General features: G+C 38.2%; 23 protein-coding genes, 1 tRNA gene and 1 riboswitch. Of the genes, 16 read left to right on the top strand and 8 right to left on the bottom strand.

Annotated elements, in window-relative coordinates:
* Positions 1-4 precede the first annotated feature (4 nt).
* Positions 5-379, top strand: coding sequence for a copper resistance protein NlpE (locus tag V6W77_RS02290; protein ID WP_025236280.1), 375 nt, complete (start codon positions 5-7; stop codon positions 377-379).
* A 184-nt stretch (positions 380-563) separates the two neighbouring features.
* Here the strand turns inward: V6W77_RS02290 and V6W77_RS02285 are convergent.
* Both V6W77_RS02285 and V6W77_RS02280 read right to left on the bottom strand, forming a co-directional pair.
* Positions 564-653 (bottom strand) — tRNA-Ser (locus tag V6W77_RS02285).
* Between the two features lie 93 nt (positions 654-746).
* Positions 747-1,058: a BolA family protein gene (locus V6W77_RS02280; RefSeq protein ID WP_025236347.1), complete on the bottom strand. Its 312-nt coding sequence runs from the start codon at positions 1,056-1,058 to the stop codon at positions 747-749.
* An 88-nt stretch (positions 1,059-1,146) separates the two neighbouring features.
* Between V6W77_RS02280 and V6W77_RS02275 the strand changes: the two genes are divergently transcribed.
* From V6W77_RS02275 to V6W77_RS02245, 7 genes are all read left to right on the top strand, one after another.
* Positions 1,147-1,734 carry a YajG family lipoprotein gene (locus V6W77_RS02275; RefSeq protein ID WP_025236348.1) on the top strand — a complete coding sequence of 196 codons (588 nt, stop codon included), beginning with the start codon at positions 1,147-1,149 and terminating at the stop codon, positions 1,732-1,734.
* A 196-nt stretch (positions 1,735-1,930) separates the two neighbouring features.
* Complete coding sequence (gene rsmE / locus V6W77_RS02270) at positions 1,931-2,662, top strand: 16S rRNA (uracil(1498)-N(3))-methyltransferase (RefSeq protein ID WP_334234351.1); 732 nt, start codon at positions 1,931-1,933, stop codon at positions 2,660-2,662.
* Positions 2,662-3,222: a YqgE/AlgH family protein gene (locus tag V6W77_RS02265; RefSeq protein WP_334253670.1), complete on the top strand. Its 561-nt coding sequence runs from the start codon at positions 2,662-2,664 to the stop codon at positions 3,220-3,222. Before rsmE ends, V6W77_RS02265 begins: the two co-directional genes overlap by 1 nt.
* On the top strand, positions 3,222-3,635 hold the full coding sequence (gene ruvX / locus V6W77_RS02260; protein ID WP_334253669.1) for a Holliday junction resolvase RuvX: 414 nt from the start codon (positions 3,222-3,224) through the stop codon (positions 3,633-3,635). The genes V6W77_RS02265 and ruvX overlap by 1 nt, the downstream gene beginning before the upstream one ends.
* Before the next feature lie 45 nt (positions 3,636-3,680).
* Positions 3,681-4,736 (top strand): AI-2E family transporter, encoded by a 1,056-nt coding sequence (locus tag V6W77_RS02255; RefSeq protein WP_025236353.1) that lies wholly within the window; start codon positions 3,681-3,683, stop codon positions 4,734-4,736.
* Between the two features lie 168 nt (positions 4,737-4,904).
* A riboswitch (glycine riboswitch) is annotated at positions 4,905-5,001 on the top strand.
* A gap of 117 nt (positions 5,002-5,118) precedes the next feature.
* Positions 5,119-6,486 (top strand): alanine/glycine:cation symporter family protein, encoded by a 1,368-nt coding sequence (locus V6W77_RS02250; protein ID WP_334253668.1) that lies wholly within the window; start codon positions 5,119-5,121, stop codon positions 6,484-6,486.
* Positions 6,487-6,529: 43 nt separating this feature from the next.
* Positions 6,530-7,198, top strand: coding sequence for a thermonuclease family protein (locus V6W77_RS02245; RefSeq protein WP_283386144.1), 669 nt, complete (start codon positions 6,530-6,532; stop codon positions 7,196-7,198).
* Between the two features lies 1 nt (position 7,199).
* Here V6W77_RS02245 and V6W77_RS02240 read toward each other — a convergent pair whose 3' ends face one another.
* The 4 genes from V6W77_RS02240 to V6W77_RS02225 form a co-directional block, all read right to left on the bottom strand.
* Complete coding sequence (locus V6W77_RS02240; RefSeq protein WP_349306814.1) at positions 7,200-7,427, bottom strand: ATP-binding cassette domain-containing protein; 228 nt, start codon at positions 7,425-7,427, stop codon at positions 7,200-7,202.
* Positions 7,428-7,461: 34 nt separating this feature from the next.
* Positions 7,462-7,587, bottom strand: a complete 126-nt coding sequence (locus V6W77_RS02235; protein WP_283386145.1) for a hypothetical protein — start codon at positions 7,585-7,587, stop codon at positions 7,462-7,464.
* A gap of 94 nt (positions 7,588-7,681) precedes the next feature.
* On the bottom strand, positions 7,682-7,834 hold the full coding sequence (locus V6W77_RS02230; protein WP_334253667.1) for a hypothetical protein: 153 nt from the start codon (positions 7,832-7,834) through the stop codon (positions 7,682-7,684).
* 131 nt (positions 7,835-7,965) lie between these two features.
* The gene (locus V6W77_RS02225) at positions 7,966-8,115 is read right to left on the bottom strand and encodes a hypothetical protein (RefSeq protein ID WP_334253666.1); all 150 of its coding nucleotides are present in this window, start codon (positions 8,113-8,115) and stop codon (positions 7,966-7,968) included.
* A 456-nt stretch (positions 8,116-8,571) separates the two neighbouring features.
* Here V6W77_RS02225 and V6W77_RS02220 point away from each other — a divergent pair, with 456 nt between their 5' ends.
* From V6W77_RS02220 to V6W77_RS02210, 3 genes are all read left to right on the top strand, one after another.
* Complete coding sequence (locus V6W77_RS02220) at positions 8,572-9,768, top strand: aminotransferase class V-fold PLP-dependent enzyme (RefSeq protein WP_334253665.1); 1,197 nt, start codon at positions 8,572-8,574, stop codon at positions 9,766-9,768.
* Positions 9,769-9,874: 106 nt separating this feature from the next.
* Positions 9,875-10,849, top strand: a complete 975-nt coding sequence (gene pfkA / locus V6W77_RS02215; protein ID WP_283386148.1) for a 6-phosphofructokinase — start codon at positions 9,875-9,877, stop codon at positions 10,847-10,849.
* A gap of 66 nt (positions 10,850-10,915) precedes the next feature.
* The gene (locus V6W77_RS02210; RefSeq protein ID WP_334253664.1) at positions 10,916-11,623 is read left to right on the top strand and encodes a YwiC-like family protein; all 708 of its coding nucleotides are present in this window, start codon (positions 10,916-10,918) and stop codon (positions 11,621-11,623) included.
* Positions 11,624-11,674: 51 nt separating this feature from the next.
* Here V6W77_RS02210 and V6W77_RS02205 read toward each other — a convergent pair whose 3' ends face one another.
* Both V6W77_RS02205 and rluD read right to left on the bottom strand, forming a co-directional pair.
* Complete coding sequence (locus V6W77_RS02205) at positions 11,675-11,797, bottom strand: entericidin A/B family lipoprotein (RefSeq protein WP_038643990.1); 123 nt, start codon at positions 11,795-11,797, stop codon at positions 11,675-11,677.
* A gap of 78 nt (positions 11,798-11,875) precedes the next feature.
* Positions 11,876-12,856: a 23S rRNA pseudouridine(1911/1915/1917) synthase RluD gene (gene rluD / locus V6W77_RS02200; RefSeq protein ID WP_334229734.1), complete on the bottom strand. Its 981-nt coding sequence runs from the start codon at positions 12,854-12,856 to the stop codon at positions 11,876-11,878.
* A 139-nt stretch (positions 12,857-12,995) separates the two neighbouring features.
* On the opposite strand from rluD, the gene V6W77_RS02195 reads away from it, so the two are divergent.
* The 5 genes from V6W77_RS02195 (at position 12,996) to infC (ending at position 17,870) form a co-directional block, all read left to right on the top strand.
* Complete coding sequence (locus V6W77_RS02195) at positions 12,996-13,772, top strand: outer membrane protein assembly factor BamD (protein ID WP_334253663.1); 777 nt, start codon at positions 12,996-12,998, stop codon at positions 13,770-13,772.
* A 72-nt stretch (positions 13,773-13,844) separates the two neighbouring features.
* Positions 13,845-14,876 carry a tRNA (adenosine(37)-N6)-threonylcarbamoyltransferase complex transferase subunit TsaD gene (gene tsaD / locus V6W77_RS02190; protein ID WP_334253662.1) on the top strand — a complete coding sequence of 344 codons (1,032 nt, stop codon included), beginning with the start codon at positions 13,845-13,847 and terminating at the stop codon, positions 14,874-14,876.
* A gap of 77 nt (positions 14,877-14,953) precedes the next feature.
* A complete protein-coding gene (gene cyaY / locus V6W77_RS02185; protein ID WP_025236366.1) occupies positions 14,954-15,259 on the top strand; it encodes an iron donor protein CyaY in 306 nt (101 codons plus the stop codon).
* Between the two features lie 111 nt (positions 15,260-15,370).
* Entirely contained in the window at positions 15,371-17,170 is a 1,800-nt protein-coding gene (recQ, locus tag V6W77_RS02180; RefSeq protein WP_334235964.1) for a DNA helicase RecQ, read from the top strand.
* 157 nt (positions 17,171-17,327) lie between these two features.
* Complete coding sequence (gene infC / locus V6W77_RS02175) at positions 17,328-17,870, top strand: translation initiation factor IF-3 (protein WP_081732111.1); 543 nt, start codon at positions 17,328-17,330, stop codon at positions 17,868-17,870.
* Positions 17,871-17,982: the final 112 nt, after the last annotated feature.

Genomic DNA, 17,982 nt, shown 5'->3' with positions numbered 1-17,982 from the left:
GAATATGAAAAAAATTGCACTCATTGGATTTACCGCAACTATGCTAGGTGCGTGTTCATTGTTACCACAAAAAAGCGTAACAGGTACTTATGCAGGTGTATTTCCTTGTGCTGACTGCGAAAAAATTCAAGCACAGCTGACTCTAAACGCAGATAGAACTTATCAATACGATACTATCTATTTCAAAGATAAAAAAGAGTATTCTTACCGTGATAACGGCACATACACTTGGGAAGCAAACAAATCAAACGTGATCCGTTTAGAACACGCTTCCGGTAATTTGGCATTCCAAGTTTCCGACCAATATGTTGAGCTTTGCGATCCAAACGGTAATACGGTAAAAAGCACAAACAATTATAAATTGAATAAAATTCGTTAATATGCGATTAAAGAGATTCTTAGGAATCTCTTTTTTATTTCTACATTGAAGAATAAAAAAATAAAGAATAAAAAAATCCCCAAACAAAAATGTTTGGGGATAACCTAAAAAAATAAAAAAGTATTTCTACTTTTACTTAACCAAGGAAATATCTATGAAAACAGTAAGGAATCTTTCATTATGATGGCGGTGAGAGAGGGATTCGAACCCTCGATACAGTTTCCCATATACACGCTTTCCAGGCGTGCTCCTTCAACCACTCGGACATCTCACCGAATCAACAAAAAGATGGTATAAATATAGCAATATTACGACTTTATTTCAAGTATTTTCTTCACAAAATAAATTAAATCAAATTTTGAACGGATTACTGCCCAATACCTAAACAATTTGGCGATTTAGGTACAATTCCACCAATTTCAGCCCACTCACTTTGTGTGTATAAATGGAGAGCCAATGCGTGAACGCCATTTTCCAATTCTTCCGCCAAACAAGCGTAAACTGCCTGATGACGGGCAACGGCTCTTTTCCCTTCAAATTTGTCAGATACCAATGTCAGTTTAAAATGGGATTCAGCCCCCCTACCAGAACTGTGCATATAGCTTTCATTTTCAATATTCAACACAATTGGCGAAAATTCGTTGTTTATTTTATTAATAATTGTTTGTTCTACTAACATTTTTATTCTCTTTCATTGAAAATTAAGGCTAAATAATACTATACTAGTGAAAATTTTTCTCATAATTTATTAAACAGAAGGATTTATTATGAAATTATCTAAAAAAACCTTAGTTTTAGCGACAACCTTTGCAGCTGCTTTATTAGCAGGTTGTCAAAGCCAATCAAATACTTTAACTTTTGCAACACCAACCCCAACTGCGGTATTTAACACCAACAATCAAACTGCTGCGGTAAATGTGATGACACAAGATTTACGTACCTCACGCGAAATTGCAAGCTACACTAAAAACGGTGAATTAATTCGTTTAACCGCAGTGCCGGAAGTGGCTGCAATGTTCCAACAAGCAGTACAGCAAGACCTTAACGCAAAAGGCTTCCAAATTGTGCAAGGTGCAGCAAATGCAAATGTTACTGTGAATATTCGTAAATTCTTCGCAACAGTTGAGCAAGGCAATTTACGCTATAAAGCTGATGCACAAGTTGGTGTTGAAGTTACTGTTCAAGGTTCAAGAGGCAACTTCAGCAAAAACTTCAACGCAACACGCGGTTATGAAGGAGCATTTGGTGCAAACAACGATGAAATCAAAAAGGTGCTAGACCAAGCCTATTCTGATGTTGTTAAAGCAATTTATAACGATAACGAAATCGCAGCAGCAATTCATCAATTCAAGTAATTGATATTGAACTCATCTTACAAGCGGTTAAATTTGCTCAGTTTTTTGCAAAAAATTGAAAAAATTTAACCGCTTGTTGTTTTCTATTTTGTGATGTTGATTGAAAATAACATAAATTCAATTTACTGTTGAACAATTTCCCCTTACCATAAGGCAGACATAAGTCTGCCTTTGATATATTTTAAATAGATATAAAATGAGAATCCCAAGAATTTACCACCCGGAACTATTAGCTAATCAGCAAAGTTGTATTTTAAGTGAAGATGCATTTAATCACGTTGGGCGAGTGCTACGAATGAAAGAAGGCGAGCAGATTATTTTGTTTGATGGCTCGAACCATATTTTTCACGCCACATTACAAGCGGTCGAAAAACGCCAAATTATTGCAAAAATTGATTCAAGTGAATTAGACGATAGAGAATCTAATTTGCCTATTCATTTAGGGCAAGTGATTTCCAGAGGCGATAGAATGGAATTTACCATTCAAAAATCGGTGGAATTGGGTGTAAAAATTATTACCCCTCTTTGGTCGGAGCGTTGTGGTGTAAAACTCAATGATGAACGACAAGATAAAAAACTACAACAATGGCAAAAAATTGCGATTGCTGCGTGCGAGCAATGCGGACGAAATGAAATTCCTGAAATTCGCCCGATTATGAAGCTCACCGATTGGTGCAAAGAGCAAGATGAAATGCTAAAACTTAATCTGCATCCAAGAGCCAAATATACCATTCGGGAACTGCCAAATGTACCGAGTGCAGGAGTACGCTTATTAATTGGTTCAGAAGGCGGATTATCGGCAGAAGAAATTGCGATGACAGAAAGCGAAGGCTTTACCGAAGTATTGTTAGGCAAACGAGTATTACGCACAGAAACTGCCTCACTTGCCGCCATTACTGCCCTACAAGTGTGTTTTGGAGATATTTAATGCTAGAAAATTTACAAGGCAAATTTCTGATTGCCACCCCAGAAATGGACGATGATTATTTTGAACGTACCGTTATCTATATTTGTGAGCACAATCAGCAAGGGGCGATGGGGGTTGTAATTAACACGCCAACCGATCTTTCTGTACTTGAATTGCTTACCCGTATGGATTTCCAAATGGCAAAGCAGCGTGATTATAATAAAGATCAAATGGTGCTCAGCGGCGGACCGGTTAATCAAGACAGGGGCTTTATCATTCACAGCAAAACAGAAAATGATTTTATTCACACTTATCCGATCACGGATAGAATCACACTCACAACTTCAGGCGATGTGTTAGACTCTTTCGGTACTCCCGAATCGCCGGAAAAATTTATTGTTTGCTTAGGCTGCTCAACGTGGCGAACCAACCAACTGGAGCAAGAAATTGCACAAAATTATTGGATTGTGTCTGAAGCAAATGAAAAAACATTATTTGAAACCGGCTATTTAGATCGCTGGGCAGAAGCCTATGAAATGATGGGGCTTTCAGGTATACCAGCCAGAGCAGGGAGAGCTTAATGTCCGAAACCGTTATTGCCTTCGATTTCGGCACAAATAGCATTGGTTGTGCTGTTGGTCAAAGTATTACCGGCACGGCTCAAGGCTTGAGTTCATTTAAAGCCCGAGACGGTATTCCAAAATGGGAAGAAATTGGTAAACTGTTGCAAGAATGGAAGCCCGATATTTTAGTTGTCGGCTTACCATTAAATATGGACGGAACAGAACAGCCTTTAACCCAAAGAGCCCGAAAATTCGCTAACCGCTTAAACGGACGTTTTAATTTGCCTGTTGAGTTACAAGATGAACGTTTAACCACCGTTGAAGCCAAAGCGGAAATTTTTTCTCGTGGTGGCTACAAAGCATTAAAAAAGGATAAAGTGGATTCCATTTCCGCTTGTTTAATTTTAGAAAGCTGGTTTAAAAATCGGTAATTTGCAAAAAATTAACGATTTTCGACCGCTTGTAAAAGGATATTTATGATACTTTCATCTAGCCGTAGTTTAGTTTCTATCGCTGCAATCATTATTATTTTAGCCGGTATTAAATTGTCTAGTGAGATTGTAGTGCCATTTCTACTCGCACTTTTCATTGCGATTATTTGCTCGCCAATGATTAATTTTATGACGAAGCGAAAAATTCCGCTATGGTTAGCAATTACACTCTTGCTGATAGTGATTCTGTTAGGTTTTACCTTTTTTGCAGGCATTATTAATAGCTCATTGCAAGAGTTTACCGGCTCAATACCGCAATATAAAACGCAGCTCTCAACCAGAGTTCGTGCCCTTTTGGAATTTGCACAGCAGTGGAATTTACCAATTCATATTTCACAGGAAGAACTGATGAGCAAATTTGACCCAAGCTCCATTATGAATTTTGTCAGTTCGCTATTGGTGGGGCTTTCCGGTACATTATCAAATATTTTTGTGGTCTTTTTAATCGTCATTTTTATGCTAATGGAAATGCCTGTAGCGAAATATAAACTGGCTTTAGCGTTAAGTGAAGATGATGATTTACGCAATGAAAAAGAGTATATCAACCAAGTATTAGAAGGCGTAATCGGTTATTTAGGCGTAAAAACCTTTGTTAGTCTTCTTACCGGTATTTTTGTATGGATTTTATTAACATCGTTAGATGTCCAATACGCTATTTTATGGGCTATGTTTAGCTTCTTACTTAACTATGTTCCGAATATCGGTTCAATTTTGGCAGGCATTCCTATTGTTATTCAAGCCCTCATATTAAATGGCTTTTCAATCGGGCTAGGAACATTAATCGGTATGGTTGCCATTAATATGGTTATCGGTAATGCCTTAGAGCCTCGTTTAATGGGTAAAAAGCTAGGGCTTTCAACTCTAGTGGTATTCCTTTCACTTCTGTTTTGGGGCTGGTTGCTCGGAGCGGTGGGAATGTTGCTTTCTGTTCCTTTAACAATGGCGTGTAAAGTGGCGTTAGAATCAAATAAAGACACAAGAAAATATGCCGTATTGTTCAGTGATTTAGAAGAAGTGCCAAGAGGCAAAAAATATCACTAAATAACTTGACGAGCGAAAAAGAGTTGCTAGAATTTGGCAACTCTTTTTTATTTCACAAACTGAAATAAATCAGATTGTTCGGATGAAGGTAGCTGGAGAGAAATGAATTAACATTTCACCGACGAGGCAAACTCTTTCAGGTGCAACTAAGTTGCGAGGACTGTTACTGGACGAACCCTTGGAGAGAGCTGATGAAAAATCAGCCGCCGAAGGCGAAAATGCAGCAATGTGTGAAACGCTCAGGCAAAAGGACAGGGGAGAAAAGTTATATAATACAAGCGGTTGTTTTTTGCTGATTTTTTGCAAAAAATTTCCGTTTTTTAACCGCTTGTTCTAGCATTCCTTTTCTTTCCTTGTAAGTTATTTTTACGAGGAACATTTAATGTCAATCGACACCATTCTTAATCAAATCAATAATTTTATTTGGGGTCCGCCGCTTCTGATTTTAATTTCAGGCGTAGGGATTTATCTCACTCTTGCCTTAAAAGGCATTCAATTAAGCCAACTTGGGCGAGCGTTCGTTTATATGTTCAAACCTGAAAAAGGGAAAGGACAATCAGGAGACATCTCAGCTTTTGCCGCCCTTGCTACTGCCCTTGCAGCGACTATCGGTACAGGGAATATTGTTGGTGTTGCCACCGCAATTCATTCGGGCGGACCAGGTGCATTATTTTGGATGTGGCTCATCGCCCTATTCGGTATGGCAACTAAATACGCCGAAGGATTGCTTGCGATTAAATATCGTACTAAAGATAAAGCGGGCTTCGTTGCCGGCGGACCAATGTACTATATCGAATTAGGTATGGGTAAAAAATGGCGTTGGCTCGCTAAAGCCTTTGCTTTTTTTGGGGTATTAGTGGCGTTACTCGGTATTGGCACTTTCCCACAAGTAAATGGCATTACGCACGCCTTAGAAAGTACCTTCGATGTGCCAATTCTCTTTAGTGCTATTATTTTAACGCTGATTGTAACTGCAATTATTCTTGGCGGTGTAAAACGTATTTCTAAAATTGCAACCATTGTTGTGCCGTTTATGGCTATCGCTTATGTTGTTGCTTCACTGTGTGTGATTATTCTCAACGCCGAAAAAGTACCACAAGCTATCGTTACTATTGTTCACGCTGCCTTTAATCCGCAAGCAGCATTAGGTGGAGCATTTGGTTTTACGGTAATGCAAGCCATTCAGCTGGGTGTAGCACGCGGTATTTTCTCGAATGAATCAGGCTTAGGCTCAGCCCCGATTGCCGCCGCTGCTGCTCAAACCAAAGAACCTGTGAGACAGGGCTTAATTTCAATGACAGGCACATTTTTAGATACTATCATTGTTTGTACAATGACAGGCTTGGTTATTATTATTTCAGGTGCTTGGACAGGTGATATTAAAGGAGCAGCTCTCACGACAACTGCCTTTACTCAAGGCTTAGACAGCTCATTTGGTGCAATTATTGTAACAGTTGGCTTAGTTTTCTTCGCATTCACCACTATTTTAGGCTGGTGTTATTATGGTGAACGTTGTTTTGTCTATTTAACACGTGGACGAACCCAATACATCAAGCTCTATCGCATTTTATTTATTGCGTTAATTGCCGCTGCCCCGTTTTTACAACTCGACACCATCTGGACAATTGCCGATATTGTAAACGGTTTAATGGCATTCCCAAATCTCATTGCAATTATTGCTTTACGCAAAGTAATTATTAGCGAAACCAAAGATTTCTTTGCTCGCCTTAAAAAAGGCGAAACAGAATAAAAACTGATAGAATATAGGGCAATTTAGCCCTATATTTTTATTTATGAAATTTTTATACACCTTTATTTTTTGCCTATTGTTTTCAATTAGTTATGCAAATGAGCGACAAATCAATTGCAAAGTGGTGGGAATTAGCGATGGCGACACCCTAAGTTGCTTAGTAAACAAAACACCACTTAAAGTGAGACTGATACATATTGATGCACCTGAACAATCTCAGCCTTATGGAAATAGAGCTAAACAAGCTCTGGCTCAGTTAGTATTTAAACAAAACATTACTGCCGTGATTTCAGGCTACGATCGCTATCAACGCTTACTTGCTACCCTCTATTTAAACGGTAAAAACATCAACTTAGCCTTAGTAGAAAACGGTATGGCGTGGGCTTATACCACAAAGCGAGAGTACATTGAGGCACAAAATCAAGCAAAACACGCCAAAATCGGCTTATGGCAGGACAAATTCCCCATCAATCCAAGCCAATGGCGAAAAGAGCATACATCAGCCTTACCACAAGCGGTCAAAAAACCGGGAAATATTGCAAATCCACCACAAGCAATTAACTGCAAAATTAAATTAAGCTGCAACCAAATCGGCAATTACGAACAAGCAAAACACTACTTTCAACAATGCGGTTGGAAAGCGTTAGATGGTAATAATGATGGCATTCCGTGTAATAAACTGTATCGGAAAGCTCAGCAAAATAGATATTAATTTAACATTCATTCAAAGAAATAATTCTATCTGCTGATTGAATTGTAGATTGTCTATGAGCAATAATAATCCTTGTTATATTCATTTGTGAAATCGCTTGATTAACAAACTTCTCATTTTCTTCATCTAAATGGCTGGTTGCCTCGTCCATCAAGAGAATTTTAGGCTTTTTATATAAAGCTCTAGCAATAAATAATCGTTGTCTTTGTCCGCCGGCTTTTCGAAATATTTACTTCATCGTGGCTGGAATGCCCTACTTTTAATCATTTCTCATAATGCTTTACTAAATCAGCATAGTCATTCATCGTTTTTTCAATTTCAACTAAATAAGCCTGCTTATCTTGATAAATTTTTTGACTGATATGCAATAGCTTCTTGTCTAAACACATAACTAAGGTTTCCTATATAAATCCACATATAGATTCATATACAGCTTAATATTAATTAACATTTAATTATATAAAAATAACGAATATATCATTGCTATTCTTTTCTAAAAAAATACCAAATAAATAAAACACAAAAAAACATTACATCATAAACAATCTCACTAAAACCAAATGGTAGCAATGGATAAATAACATTAGAAACCATAAAATAAATAAAACCAATAAAAACCACCATTAAAATACTCATAACAACACCTCACTATAAAAAACAATCATACTTCCTATACTAAATTCCATTTCAAACGAAAATAAAATAACAACTTCATTATAATAGCCACATAAAATAACAATATATCCTCTATATACTGACTTACTGATTTAAATCATATAGACAAAAATCCCCATTTTTATTAATGTTTTCATTCTATCCAGTGCATCTGGAATTTGCTTCTCTATACTTTTAATAAAGGTATCAAATGCAGGATCAAAACCCAATTTACCTACTGCCAAACCAGCAAAAATTGGCATACCAAGAATTGGTATATTTGTTCTCTTTATGTGTAATGAGGCCCTGGCTAATACAAACTAAGAGTAATATAACTATGTCTACTAACAATATTCGTATTTACCACACTTTCATTTTTAATATTTTACGAACCACAAATACATAAATCATTGCAATGAGAAATACAATTACCATTCTTTTAATGTTCATTTCGCGTAGTCTCTCTATTTCTACTCTCTTTCTATGCTTCAGAAAAGAGCTAACAATAATAAATAAGTCAGCCAATACCAAAAGCAAACTATAAGGCTAAGGACGTCAGGAAGGTTAAATTGTGCTATGATATATCCAATATTTGAGAGAGCAGATAAGCCAACAATATGATTTTTAATAATTGAGCAAGTTATTTTTTATCTACAATACCTCAACTCAGAAAAAACGCATCTACAAAATAACATTCATTCTCATTTAAGGCAAATTATATGCGTAACCAACAATTTCGTACCTATTTTCCCTTTTTCACCCAAGCTGACGGTTGGACTTATTTAGATTCCGCCGCTACAACGCTGAAACCTGATGTGCTGATTCAAGCAACCAGCGAATTTTACGCCTCTGCCGGTTCGGTGCATCGTAGTCAGTATGATTTGCCGCAAACCGAGCAATATGAGCTGGCTCGTGATTTGGTGATGAAACGTTTTAATGTGGAAGCCCGTGAAGCGGTAATTTGGACCAGTGGCACAACCCAAAGCATTAACACTGTGGCTTATGGCTTGGAGCATCAAATTGCAGAAGGTGATGAAATTGTGATTTCAGTGGCAGAACATCACGCCAATTTTATTCCTTGGCAACAACTTGCCGAACGCACAAGAGCAAAACTTATTGTGCTGCCACTTAATGAACAGTATCAAATTGAAGCTGAAACACTTAAAAATGCGTTGTCAGAAAAAACCAAAATCGTCGCTTTTAATTTAGTTTCCAATGTAACAGGGGTTCGCCAACCTGCGGAACATTTAATCCCAATTATTCGCCGACACACTTCCGCTAAAATTGTGTTAGATATTGCTCAAGCTGTATGTTGTGAGCAAGTGGATGTGCAAAAACTTGATGCCGATTTCTACGCTTTTTCCGCCCATAAAATGTATGGTCCAAACGGTGTGGGCGTGCTGACCGGTAAATTGCAAAGTTTGGAGCAAATTCGACCGCTTGTATTCGGTGGCAAAATGCTGAAAAACGTTACTGAAAGTGAACTAACTGTAGCAGATTTGCCTTACCGGTTGGAAGCAGGCACGCCAAATATTGTAGGTATTATTGGTTTTGGACAAGTTTTGGCTTGGTTAGAGAAATGGAATTTTACAGAACTTAATCAACAACTTTATACGTTAGCAGAATACACCCGCAAGCGGTTAAATTCTTATCAACATTTGCAAATTATCGGACAACAAAATACACCGACTATTAGTTTTGTGGTTAAAGATCAACACCCTGCCGATATTGCCGCTTTTTTGACCCAGAGTAAAATCGCTATTCGGCACGGCGAACATTGTGCTAAGCCTTATTTGCGTTATTTGCAAGAAAGCGGCACACTTCGCCTTTCGCTGGCTCATTACAATACAAAAGAGGATATTGAGCATTTTTTCAACGCCTTAGATTTTGCACTCGAAATTTTGCAAGAAAGCTAAGCTAAATCAAAAAATACATATTTTTTAGTAGAACGAAAAGGCTGAATATTGTAATCTTTACACTAGTTTCTATTTTAAATTTAATTTATCAAAAAGGTGTTTTTAGATGAGTAAAAAAATCAAGAAAATTGCGATTTTAACCAGCGGTGGCGATGCACCGGGTATGAATGCCGCTATTCGTGGTGTGGTGCGTGCAGCATTAAATGAAGGATTAGCAGTTTGTGGCGTTCAAGATGGTTATTCAGGGCTTTATCACGATAAAGTGATTCCACTAGACAGACGCTCTGTATCAGAAACTATCAATCGTGGCGGTACATTCTTAGGTTCAGCACGCTTTCCTGAATTCAAACGCCCTGAAGTACGTAAAAAATGCGTAGAAACATTAAAAAAATATGATATTGATGCGTTAGTTGTTATTGGTGGCGATGGCTCTTATATGGGAGCGAAGTTATTAACTGAGGAATTTGGTTATCCGTGTATCGGTATTCCGGGCACGATTGATAATGATATCGTAGGTACTGATTATACTATCGGCTATCAAACTGCGTTAGAAACCGCTTTAGAAGCAATTGACCGTTTACGTGATACATCAAGTTCTCACCAACGTATTTCTATTGTTGAAATAATGGGTCGCCATTGTGGTGATTTAACCATTAGTGCAGCCTTAGCCGGCGGTTGTGAATATATTATCGTGCCGGAAAAAGGATTGAATAAAGAAGCATTAATGGATAGTATTTCTGATGGTTTCCAAAAAGGTAAACGCCATTCTATCATTGCAATTACTGAGTTAATGACTGATGTTCACGAATTAGCAAAAGAGATTGAAGAGCGTTTCGGACACGAAACTCGTGCAACTGTGTTAGGTCATACCCAACGAGGTGGTGCACCTTGTGCATTTGACCGTATTTTAGCCTCTCGTATGGGCGTTTATGCGGTAGAATTATTATTACAAGGTTTTGGCGGACACTGTGTCGGTATTCAAAACGAGCAGTTAGTTCATCACGATATTATTGATGCAATTAATAATATGCGTCGTCCGTTTAAAGAAGAATTATACGAGACCTCTAGAAAATTATTCTAGGATTTCTTAAAATTTAAAGGCGACTAAAATAGTCGCCTTTTTATTTTCACCTAATAAGGAAATCGAATGTTCAAAGAAAAACCCGTTATTTCCAACCAACACGGTGCATTAGCAATGGCAATGCTGCCTTTTCTTTATGTGGTCATCACAAGTGGATTTACACCTTTGCATATTTTCTTTGGGCTTTCTTGGCTATTCCTCTATCTTTTCTCTTACCCTTTTCTCTCTTTATTTAGCAAAAAACCAACCGAACGTAATAAAAAATGGGCAAAAATTTACTTCGCTTTAAGTTTACTCTTTGCTTTGCCTGTTATTTATAATGTGCCTGCTATTTTGCAATTTTTAGTGATAATTCTACCGCTTGGATTAATTCAAATTTACTTTGCCAAGCAAAAAGATGAACGGAATTTGTGGAATGATATTGCAGGCATTTTAACTTTCGGGGTAATGGGAATGGCAGCTTATTATATTGTTACAAAACAATATAATATTGAGATTCTACTCCACCCTACGCTGTTTTTTATTGCCACTACGTTCTATGTAAAAAGTATGGTGAGAGAACGTAAAAACCCTGTATATATGGAGCTCAGCATCGCAACACACCTACTATTAACTCTTATTTATTGTTTGAGTTCAATGCAAGCGGTCTTTTTTGCCTATTTAATTGCAACTGCTCGTGCGATTATTGTGCCGAGTTTAGGCTTGAATGTAAAACAGATCGGAATGTTGGAATTTCCTGTTATCCTACTTTTTTTGATTGCGTTAGTTTTATGATTTTTCTATAACAAAAAACCTCTGAGCTTATCAGAGGTTTTTTAATTATTCTTATTGTGCTGCTTTCTGGATTTGATCACCAGCTTTCTCAACATCCTTGCCTACGCCATCAACAGTGTTACACGCTGTTAAGAAAGTTGCACTTGCTAAAATTGCTAATACTAATTTTTTCATAAAACACTCCTTATTTTTTGTTTGTTATGAAAACGACTTCAATATAACAAGTCTAAATTATAAACGCAATACGTTAAATTAATAATCTAGTTCATCTTTATAAAGCTCGTAATCCGCTTTTAATGCTTGAATGAGTTCCACAAAATCTTCCGGTAATGGAGCGTGCCATTCCATCAATTCCCCTGTAATCGGGTGTTCTAAGCGTAGCATAATAGCGTGTAATGCTTGGCGTTGAAAACTGCGTAAAACAGATAAAAATTCCTCACTTGCTCCTTTTGGTGGGCGAGGTCTGCCGCCATAAAGTTGATCACCTAATAAAGGGTGAGCAATATGTGCCATATGCACACGAATTTGGTGAGTACGCCCGGTTTCCAAACGTAAACGCAAGCGGGTGTAGTTACGGAAACGCTCCATAATGCGATAGTGAGTCACAGCCGGTTTCCCCATTGGGTGAACAGCCATCGCAGTACGCTTGGTTGGGTGACGAGCCATTGGTTCATCAACTTTACCACCTTGAGTCATAATGCCGCTTGCGACTGCTTCATACTCACGCGTAATACGGCGTTTTTGTAATGCTGTTACTAGGTGAGTTTGGGCTGGAATATTTTTCGCTACCACCATTAAGCCTGTTGTATCTTTATCTAAACGATGCACAATGCCGGCTCGTGGGACTTCTGCAATCGGCGGATAATAATGCAACAACGCATTTAATACCGTACCATCAGGGTTGCCCGCTCCGGGGTGAACCACTAAATCTTTTGGTTTATTGATAACAATAATATCGTCATCTTCATACACAATATTGAGCGGAATATCTTGCGGCTCAAAACGAATTTCTTCTTCGATTTCAGCGGTAATTTCCACCATTTCGCCACCAAATACTTTTTCTCGTGCTTTATTGATGATATTGCCGTTCACTTTTACTAAATCGCTTTCAATCCACACTTTAATGCGTGAACGTGAATAATCCGGAAAAAGTTGTGCCAGTGCTTGATCTAAACGAGCACCTAATAGGTCAGCTGTAATTTCTGCGGTTAAAATCTTTTTTTGAGTAGTCATTAAAATATAAATCCTAATTAGTCATTTGCTTACTTGCGTGATGTTATATAAAATAGTGAGATGAACTTCATAAGTTATTCTTAGTCTGAGGTATTGTACATTAACTTTTGGTCTCAGACACTTTTTATAGGTAAAACATATGCGTAAATTTAAAACTCTTGCCACATTAGCATTAGCAGGGCTTGTTGTAGGTTGTTCAAGTTCTAATAAAGACATCGAAGAATCAAACGTTCAAGATCTTTATAGCAAAGGGCAAACCTATTTACAAGACGGCGATTATAACTCTGCCATTCGTTATTTAGAGGGAGTGAGTGCTAAAGGTGGTCAATATTCAGGTCTTGGTGAACAAACCCAATTAAGTTTAATTTATGCACAATATAAAGTAGGCGAATATTATAAAGCATTAGATGCTGCAGAACGTTTCGCCCGTTCTTATCCAAATGCAGCCAATATGGATTATGTATTCTACTTAGCCGGTCTTTCAAATGCACGCTTAGGCGATAATTTTATCCAAGATTTCTTTAAAGTAAATCGTGCTTCTCGTGCAGTGGATAATGTGCGTAACGCTTACGGTAACTTCCAAACTATCGTTCAGCACTATCCACAAAGCCAATATGCTCAAGATGCTCAAAATTGGATGAACTATTTATTCAACCGTTTATCCGAACACGAATTATCGATCGTAAAATTCTATGATAAACGTAATGCGTACGTTGCAGTAGTAAATCGCGTAGAAGAAATGTTGCGTTTCTATCCAAATACCGAAGCAACTAAAAATGCCCTTCCTTATCTGAAAGAAGCATTTAAACAAATGGGTATTCAAGATTCAGAGCAAAAAACCGAACTATTAATTAAAGAATACGAAAATAAAACCTTACCAAACCCGGCAAAACCGGAATATGGTGAACAATTCTAATTAAATATACCAGAATATTAGGGGCGGTTTCGCCCCTTTTGGCTTTATAACTTATTAGCTCATTAGGAAATTATGCGAATTTTAGGTATTGAAACCTCTTGCGATGAAACCGGCGTTGCCATTTATGATGAAGAAAAAGGCTTAGTAGCAAACCAGCTCTACAGCCAAATTGATATGCACGCTGATTATGGTGGTGTTGTGCCGGAGCTTGCTTCACGAGATCATATCCGCAAAACGCTCCCACTCATCCAAGAAGCCCTAAAAGAAGCTAACCTTCAGCCTTCCGATATTGATGGTATTGCTTATACCGCCGGTCCGGGCTTGGTTGGAGCATTATTAGTAGGCTCAACCATTGCTCGCTCTTTAGCTTATGCGTGGAATGTGCCGGCTCTTGGCGTTCATCATATGGAAGGGCATCTGCTTGCTCCTATGTTGGAAGAAAACGCTCCCGAATTTCCGTTTGTGGCGTTATTAATTTCAGGCGGACACACCCAATTAGTGAAAGTCGATGGTATCGGCAAATACGAATTAATGGGCGAATCTATTGACGATGCCGCAGGTGAAGCATTTGACAAAACCGGGAAATTATTAGGTTTGGATTACCCGGCAGGAGTTGCGATGTCAAAACTTGCCGAATCTGGCACACCAAATCGTTTTAAATTCCCACGCCCGATGACCGACCGACCGGGCTTAGATTTCAGCTTTTCCGGCTTAAAAACTTTTGCTGCAAATACCATTAAAGCCAACGCAAACGAAAATGGCGAAATTAACGAGCAAACTCGTTGCGATATTGCTCACGCGTTCCAACAAGCGGTAGTGGATACTATTTTAATTAAGTGCAAACGGGCATTAGAAAAAACAGGCTATAAACGGCTAGTGATGGCAGGCGGTGTAAGTGCCAACAAGCAATTACGTGCCGACGTTGCCGAAATGATGCAAAAACTCAAAGGCGAAGTATTTTACCCTCGCCCGCAATTTTGCACCGACAACGGTGCGATGATTGCCTACACAGGTTTTTTACGTTTAAAAAACGGCGAACACAGCGATTTAAGTATTAGCGTAAAACCTCGCTGGGCGATGACCGAACTACCGCCAATTAAATAGCATTGCAAGCGGTCAAATTTCTTGGTAATTTTGCAAAAATATCTCTTTCAAACAACAACATATTTTAAGGATAAAAAATGAACACAGCACAATTCCACCAATCTGTTGAACAAGTATGGCAGCAAATTGAAGAAAAAATTGATGACGAAGGTTTATCGGTTGATACCGAAATTCAAGGTGCAGTTTGCACTTTAACCTTTGATGACGAATCACAAATCATCATTAACAAACAAGAAGCGATGTTAGAACTATGGCTTGCCAGCAAATTAGGTGGCATTCATTTTAAAAACATTGATGGAGAATGGGTTACAGACGAAGGTCGCACCTTCTGGCAACATTTAGAAGAAGCTTTTGCTCGACACGGTGAAAGCATTTCTTTCTAATTGTTTGTAAGGGCGTACTGAAGTGCGTCCTTTTATAATTTATATTTGTAAATTTTTTCCTCAAATAAACCGCTTGCGGAGGCACATAGTGCTTCCCCACATATAAAAATAATGAATACCACCGCAATTTCTGTTTTAAATAATGTTTTTGGCTATCAAAAATTCCGAGACGGGCAAGAAGAAGTCATTTCTGCCGTGTTGGAAAATCGTGATTGCCTTGTAATTATGACAACAGGCGGTGGAAAATCCCTTTGCTATCAAGTACCTGCTCTATGTTTGGATGGCATAACGCTCGTTATTTCGCCACTGATTTCATTAATGAAAGATCAAGTAGATCAGCTCATTACCAATGGTATTGAAGCTGCCTATTTAAACTCTACTCAAACACTCGAAGAACAACAGCTTGTAGAGCAAAAAGCCTTATCAGGTAAATTAAAATTACTTTATCTTTCCCCTGAGAAAGTGATGACACAAGGCTTTTTCCATTTTATCTCACTCTGTAAAATTAGTTTTATTGCCGTAGATGAAGCCCATTGTGTTTCCCAATGGGGACACGATTTCCGCCCTGAATACACTCTACTTGGTGGCTTGCGAAATACGTTTCCTAACGTGCCGTTAATGGCACTAACCGCCACAGCAGACCCAACAACACGAGCGGATATTCTTCACCATTTACGTCTAAATAATCCACATATTTATTTAGGTAGTTTTGATCGTCCGAATATTCGCTATACGGTACAAGAAAAATTTAAGCCACTTGAACAGTTGCTGAAATTCATCAATAAACAGCAGGGAAAAAGTGGAATTATTTATTGCAATAGCCGTAAAAAAGTGGAAGAAATTACTGAAAAATTAGCTTCCAGAAATATTAGCGTGCTGGGCTATCACGCAGGAATGAGTTTTGAACAGCGAGAATTTGTACAAAATGCATTTCAGCGAGATGACATTCAAATTGTGGTGGCAACCATTGCTTTTGGAATGGGGATAAACAAATCAAACGTCCGTTTTGTTGTACACTTCGATCTTCCCCGTTCTATCGAATCTTATTACCAAGAAACAGGACGTGCTGGACGAGATGATCTTCCTTCGGAAGCAATACTTTTCTACGATCCAAGCGATTATGGCTGGCTACAAAAAATCCTCTTAGAAGAGCCAGAAAGCGAACAAAGAGACATCAAACAGCACAAGTTACACGCTATCGGCGAATTTGCGGAATCACAAACTTGCCGCCGCTTAGTTTTACTCAATTACTTTGGCGAACATAAACAAGAAGATTGCAAAAACTGCGATATTTGCTTAGATCCGCCACAAAAATATGATGGCTTACTCGATGCTCAAAAAGTGATGTCGGTTATTTATCGAACAGGGCAGATTTTCGGTCAGCACCACATTATTGCTGTACTTCGTGGAATGAATAACTTAAAAATTCGTGAACACAATCACGATCAACTTTCAGTTTACGGTATTGGGAAAGAACAGAGCCAGCATTATTGGCAGAATGTGGTAAGACAACTCATTCATTTAGGACTGATTTATCAAAATATAGCTAATCATTCAGCTCTTCAATTAACCGAAAGTGCAAGACCTTTTTTACGTGGTGAGAAACCGTTACAACTGGCATTGCCACGCTTGGGTATTTCCGCCACGGCATTTGTGCAAAAACAAGCAAGCCATCGTTATGATAAAGACCTATTCGCTCGTCTTCGCTTCTTGCGTAAACAGATTGCCGATAAGGAAAATATTCCGCCTTATATTGTATTTAATGATGCCACGCTACAAGAAATGGCGGAATTCCTGCCGACTTCAAAAGTGGAAATGCTCGAAATAAACGGTGTCGGTGAGCGAAAATTTGAACGATTTGGTCAAGCATTTATGACATTAATCAAAGAACATCAAAATAACCGAAAATAGGGAGCTAAATAAGGGTTTATTATTGCATAAGCATTGAAAATCCTATAGAATCCGAACGTTTATCTGTTTTTTATAAAATAAAACGGACACTATAAAAATACTTAACCGCTTTCAAGCGGTCTTATTTAACCAAAAATTTACTAGAAGGAATAAGGCTATTAAACCTGTAAAACGTGTTCAAACAAACCGTGCACACCGTATTAATGAAGAAATTCGTGGTGTGAAAGAAGTTCGCTTAACTGATGAAAATGGCGAACAACTTGGTATTGTATCAATTCAAGAAGCATTAACAAAAGCTGAAGAAGCTGAATTAGACTTAGTAGAAATCAGCCCAAATGCTGAACCGCCTGTTTGTCGTATTATGAACTACGGTAAGTTCATCTATGAAAAAGAAAAAGCGGCAAAAGAGCAAAAGAAAAAGCAAAAAGTGGTACAAGTGAAGGAAATCAAATTCCGTCCGGGTACAGATGATGGCGATTACCAAGTTAAATTGCGTAGCATTCTTCGCTTCTTAGAAGATGGCGATAAAGTAAAAATTACGGTTCGCTTCCGCGGACGTGAAATGGCTCACCAAGAGATCGGTATGGACGTTTTAGAACGTGTGAAAGCAGATACTGCTGAGATTGCAGCAGTTGAATCTGCACCGGGCAAATTGGAAGGTCGCCAAGTTGTGATGGTTATCGCACCGAAGAAAAAATAATTCACTTGCAAAAAGCGAGCTTATTCTGTAAAATTCGCTCGTTTTTCGTAAAGAGAAACAAAAGCAGACAGGCACACTCAGCAGCCTGAGCTGCTTTTTTAGATTGCGGTGA

The sequence above is a fragment of the Mannheimia indoligenes genome, assembly GCF_036880405.1.
GTDB classification, from domain to species: domain Bacteria; phylum Pseudomonadota; class Gammaproteobacteria; order Enterobacterales; family Pasteurellaceae; genus Mannheimia; species Mannheimia indoligenes.
The sequence above is the reverse complement of the archived record's forward strand: the minus strand, read 5'-3'. Positions and strand labels throughout refer to the sequence as shown.

Coding starts and splice junctions, on each gene's coding strand:
- V6W77_RS02275 (WP_025236348.1), top strand. CDS start 1,147: ATGAAATTATCTAAAAAAACCTTAGTTTTAGCGACAACCTTTGCAGCT.
- ruvX (WP_334253669.1), top strand. CDS start 3,222: ATGTCCGAAACCGTTATTGCCTTCGATTTCGGCACAAATAGCATTGGT.
- V6W77_RS02290 (WP_025236280.1), top strand. CDS start 5: ATGAAAAAAATTGCACTCATTGGATTTACCGCAACTATGCTAGGTGCG.
- V6W77_RS02250 (WP_334253668.1), top strand. CDS start 5,119: ATGTCAATCGACACCATTCTTAATCAAATCAATAATTTTATTTGGGGT.
- V6W77_RS02235 (WP_283386145.1), bottom strand. CDS start 7,587: ATGTGTTTAGACAAGAAGCTATTGCATATCAGTCAAAAAATTTATCAA.
- V6W77_RS02210 (WP_334253664.1), top strand. CDS start 10,916: ATGTTCAAAGAAAAACCCGTTATTTCCAACCAACACGGTGCATTAGCA.
- cyaY (WP_025236366.1), top strand. CDS start 14,954: ATGAACACAGCACAATTCCACCAATCTGTTGAACAAGTATGGCAGCAA.
- V6W77_RS02255 (WP_025236353.1), top strand. CDS start 3,681: ATGATACTTTCATCTAGCCGTAGTTTAGTTTCTATCGCTGCAATCATT.
- V6W77_RS02220 (WP_334253665.1), top strand. CDS start 8,572: ATGCGTAACCAACAATTTCGTACCTATTTTCCCTTTTTCACCCAAGCT.
- tsaD (WP_334253662.1), top strand. CDS start 13,845: ATGCGAATTTTAGGTATTGAAACCTCTTGCGATGAAACCGGCGTTGCC.
- V6W77_RS02225 (WP_334253666.1), bottom strand. CDS start 8,115: ATGCCAATTTTTGCTGGTTTGGCAGTAGGTAAATTGGGTTTTGATCCT.
- recQ (WP_334235964.1), top strand. CDS start 15,371: ATGAATACCACCGCAATTTCTGTTTTAAATAATGTTTTTGGCTATCAA.
- rsmE (WP_334234351.1), top strand. CDS start 1,931: ATGAGAATCCCAAGAATTTACCACCCGGAACTATTAGCTAATCAGCAA.
- rluD (WP_334229734.1), bottom strand. CDS start 12,856: ATGACTACTCAAAAAAAGATTTTAACCGCAGAAATTACAGCTGACCTA.
- V6W77_RS02265 (WP_334253670.1), top strand. CDS start 2,662: ATGCTAGAAAATTTACAAGGCAAATTTCTGATTGCCACCCCAGAAATG.
- V6W77_RS02280 (WP_025236347.1), bottom strand. CDS start 1,058: ATGTTAGTAGAACAAACAATTATTAATAAAATAAACAACGAATTTTCG.
- V6W77_RS02205 (WP_038643990.1), bottom strand. CDS start 11,797: ATGAAAAAATTAGTATTAGCAATTTTAGCAAGTGCAACTTTCTTAACA.
- pfkA (WP_283386148.1), top strand. CDS start 9,875: ATGAGTAAAAAAATCAAGAAAATTGCGATTTTAACCAGCGGTGGCGAT.
- V6W77_RS02195 (WP_334253663.1), top strand. CDS start 12,996: ATGCGTAAATTTAAAACTCTTGCCACATTAGCATTAGCAGGGCTTGTT.
- V6W77_RS02245 (WP_283386144.1), top strand. CDS start 6,530: ATGAAATTTTTATACACCTTTATTTTTTGCCTATTGTTTTCAATTAGT.
- V6W77_RS02230 (WP_334253667.1), bottom strand. CDS start 7,834: ATGAGTATTTTAATGGTGGTTTTTATTGGTTTTATTTATTTTATGGTT.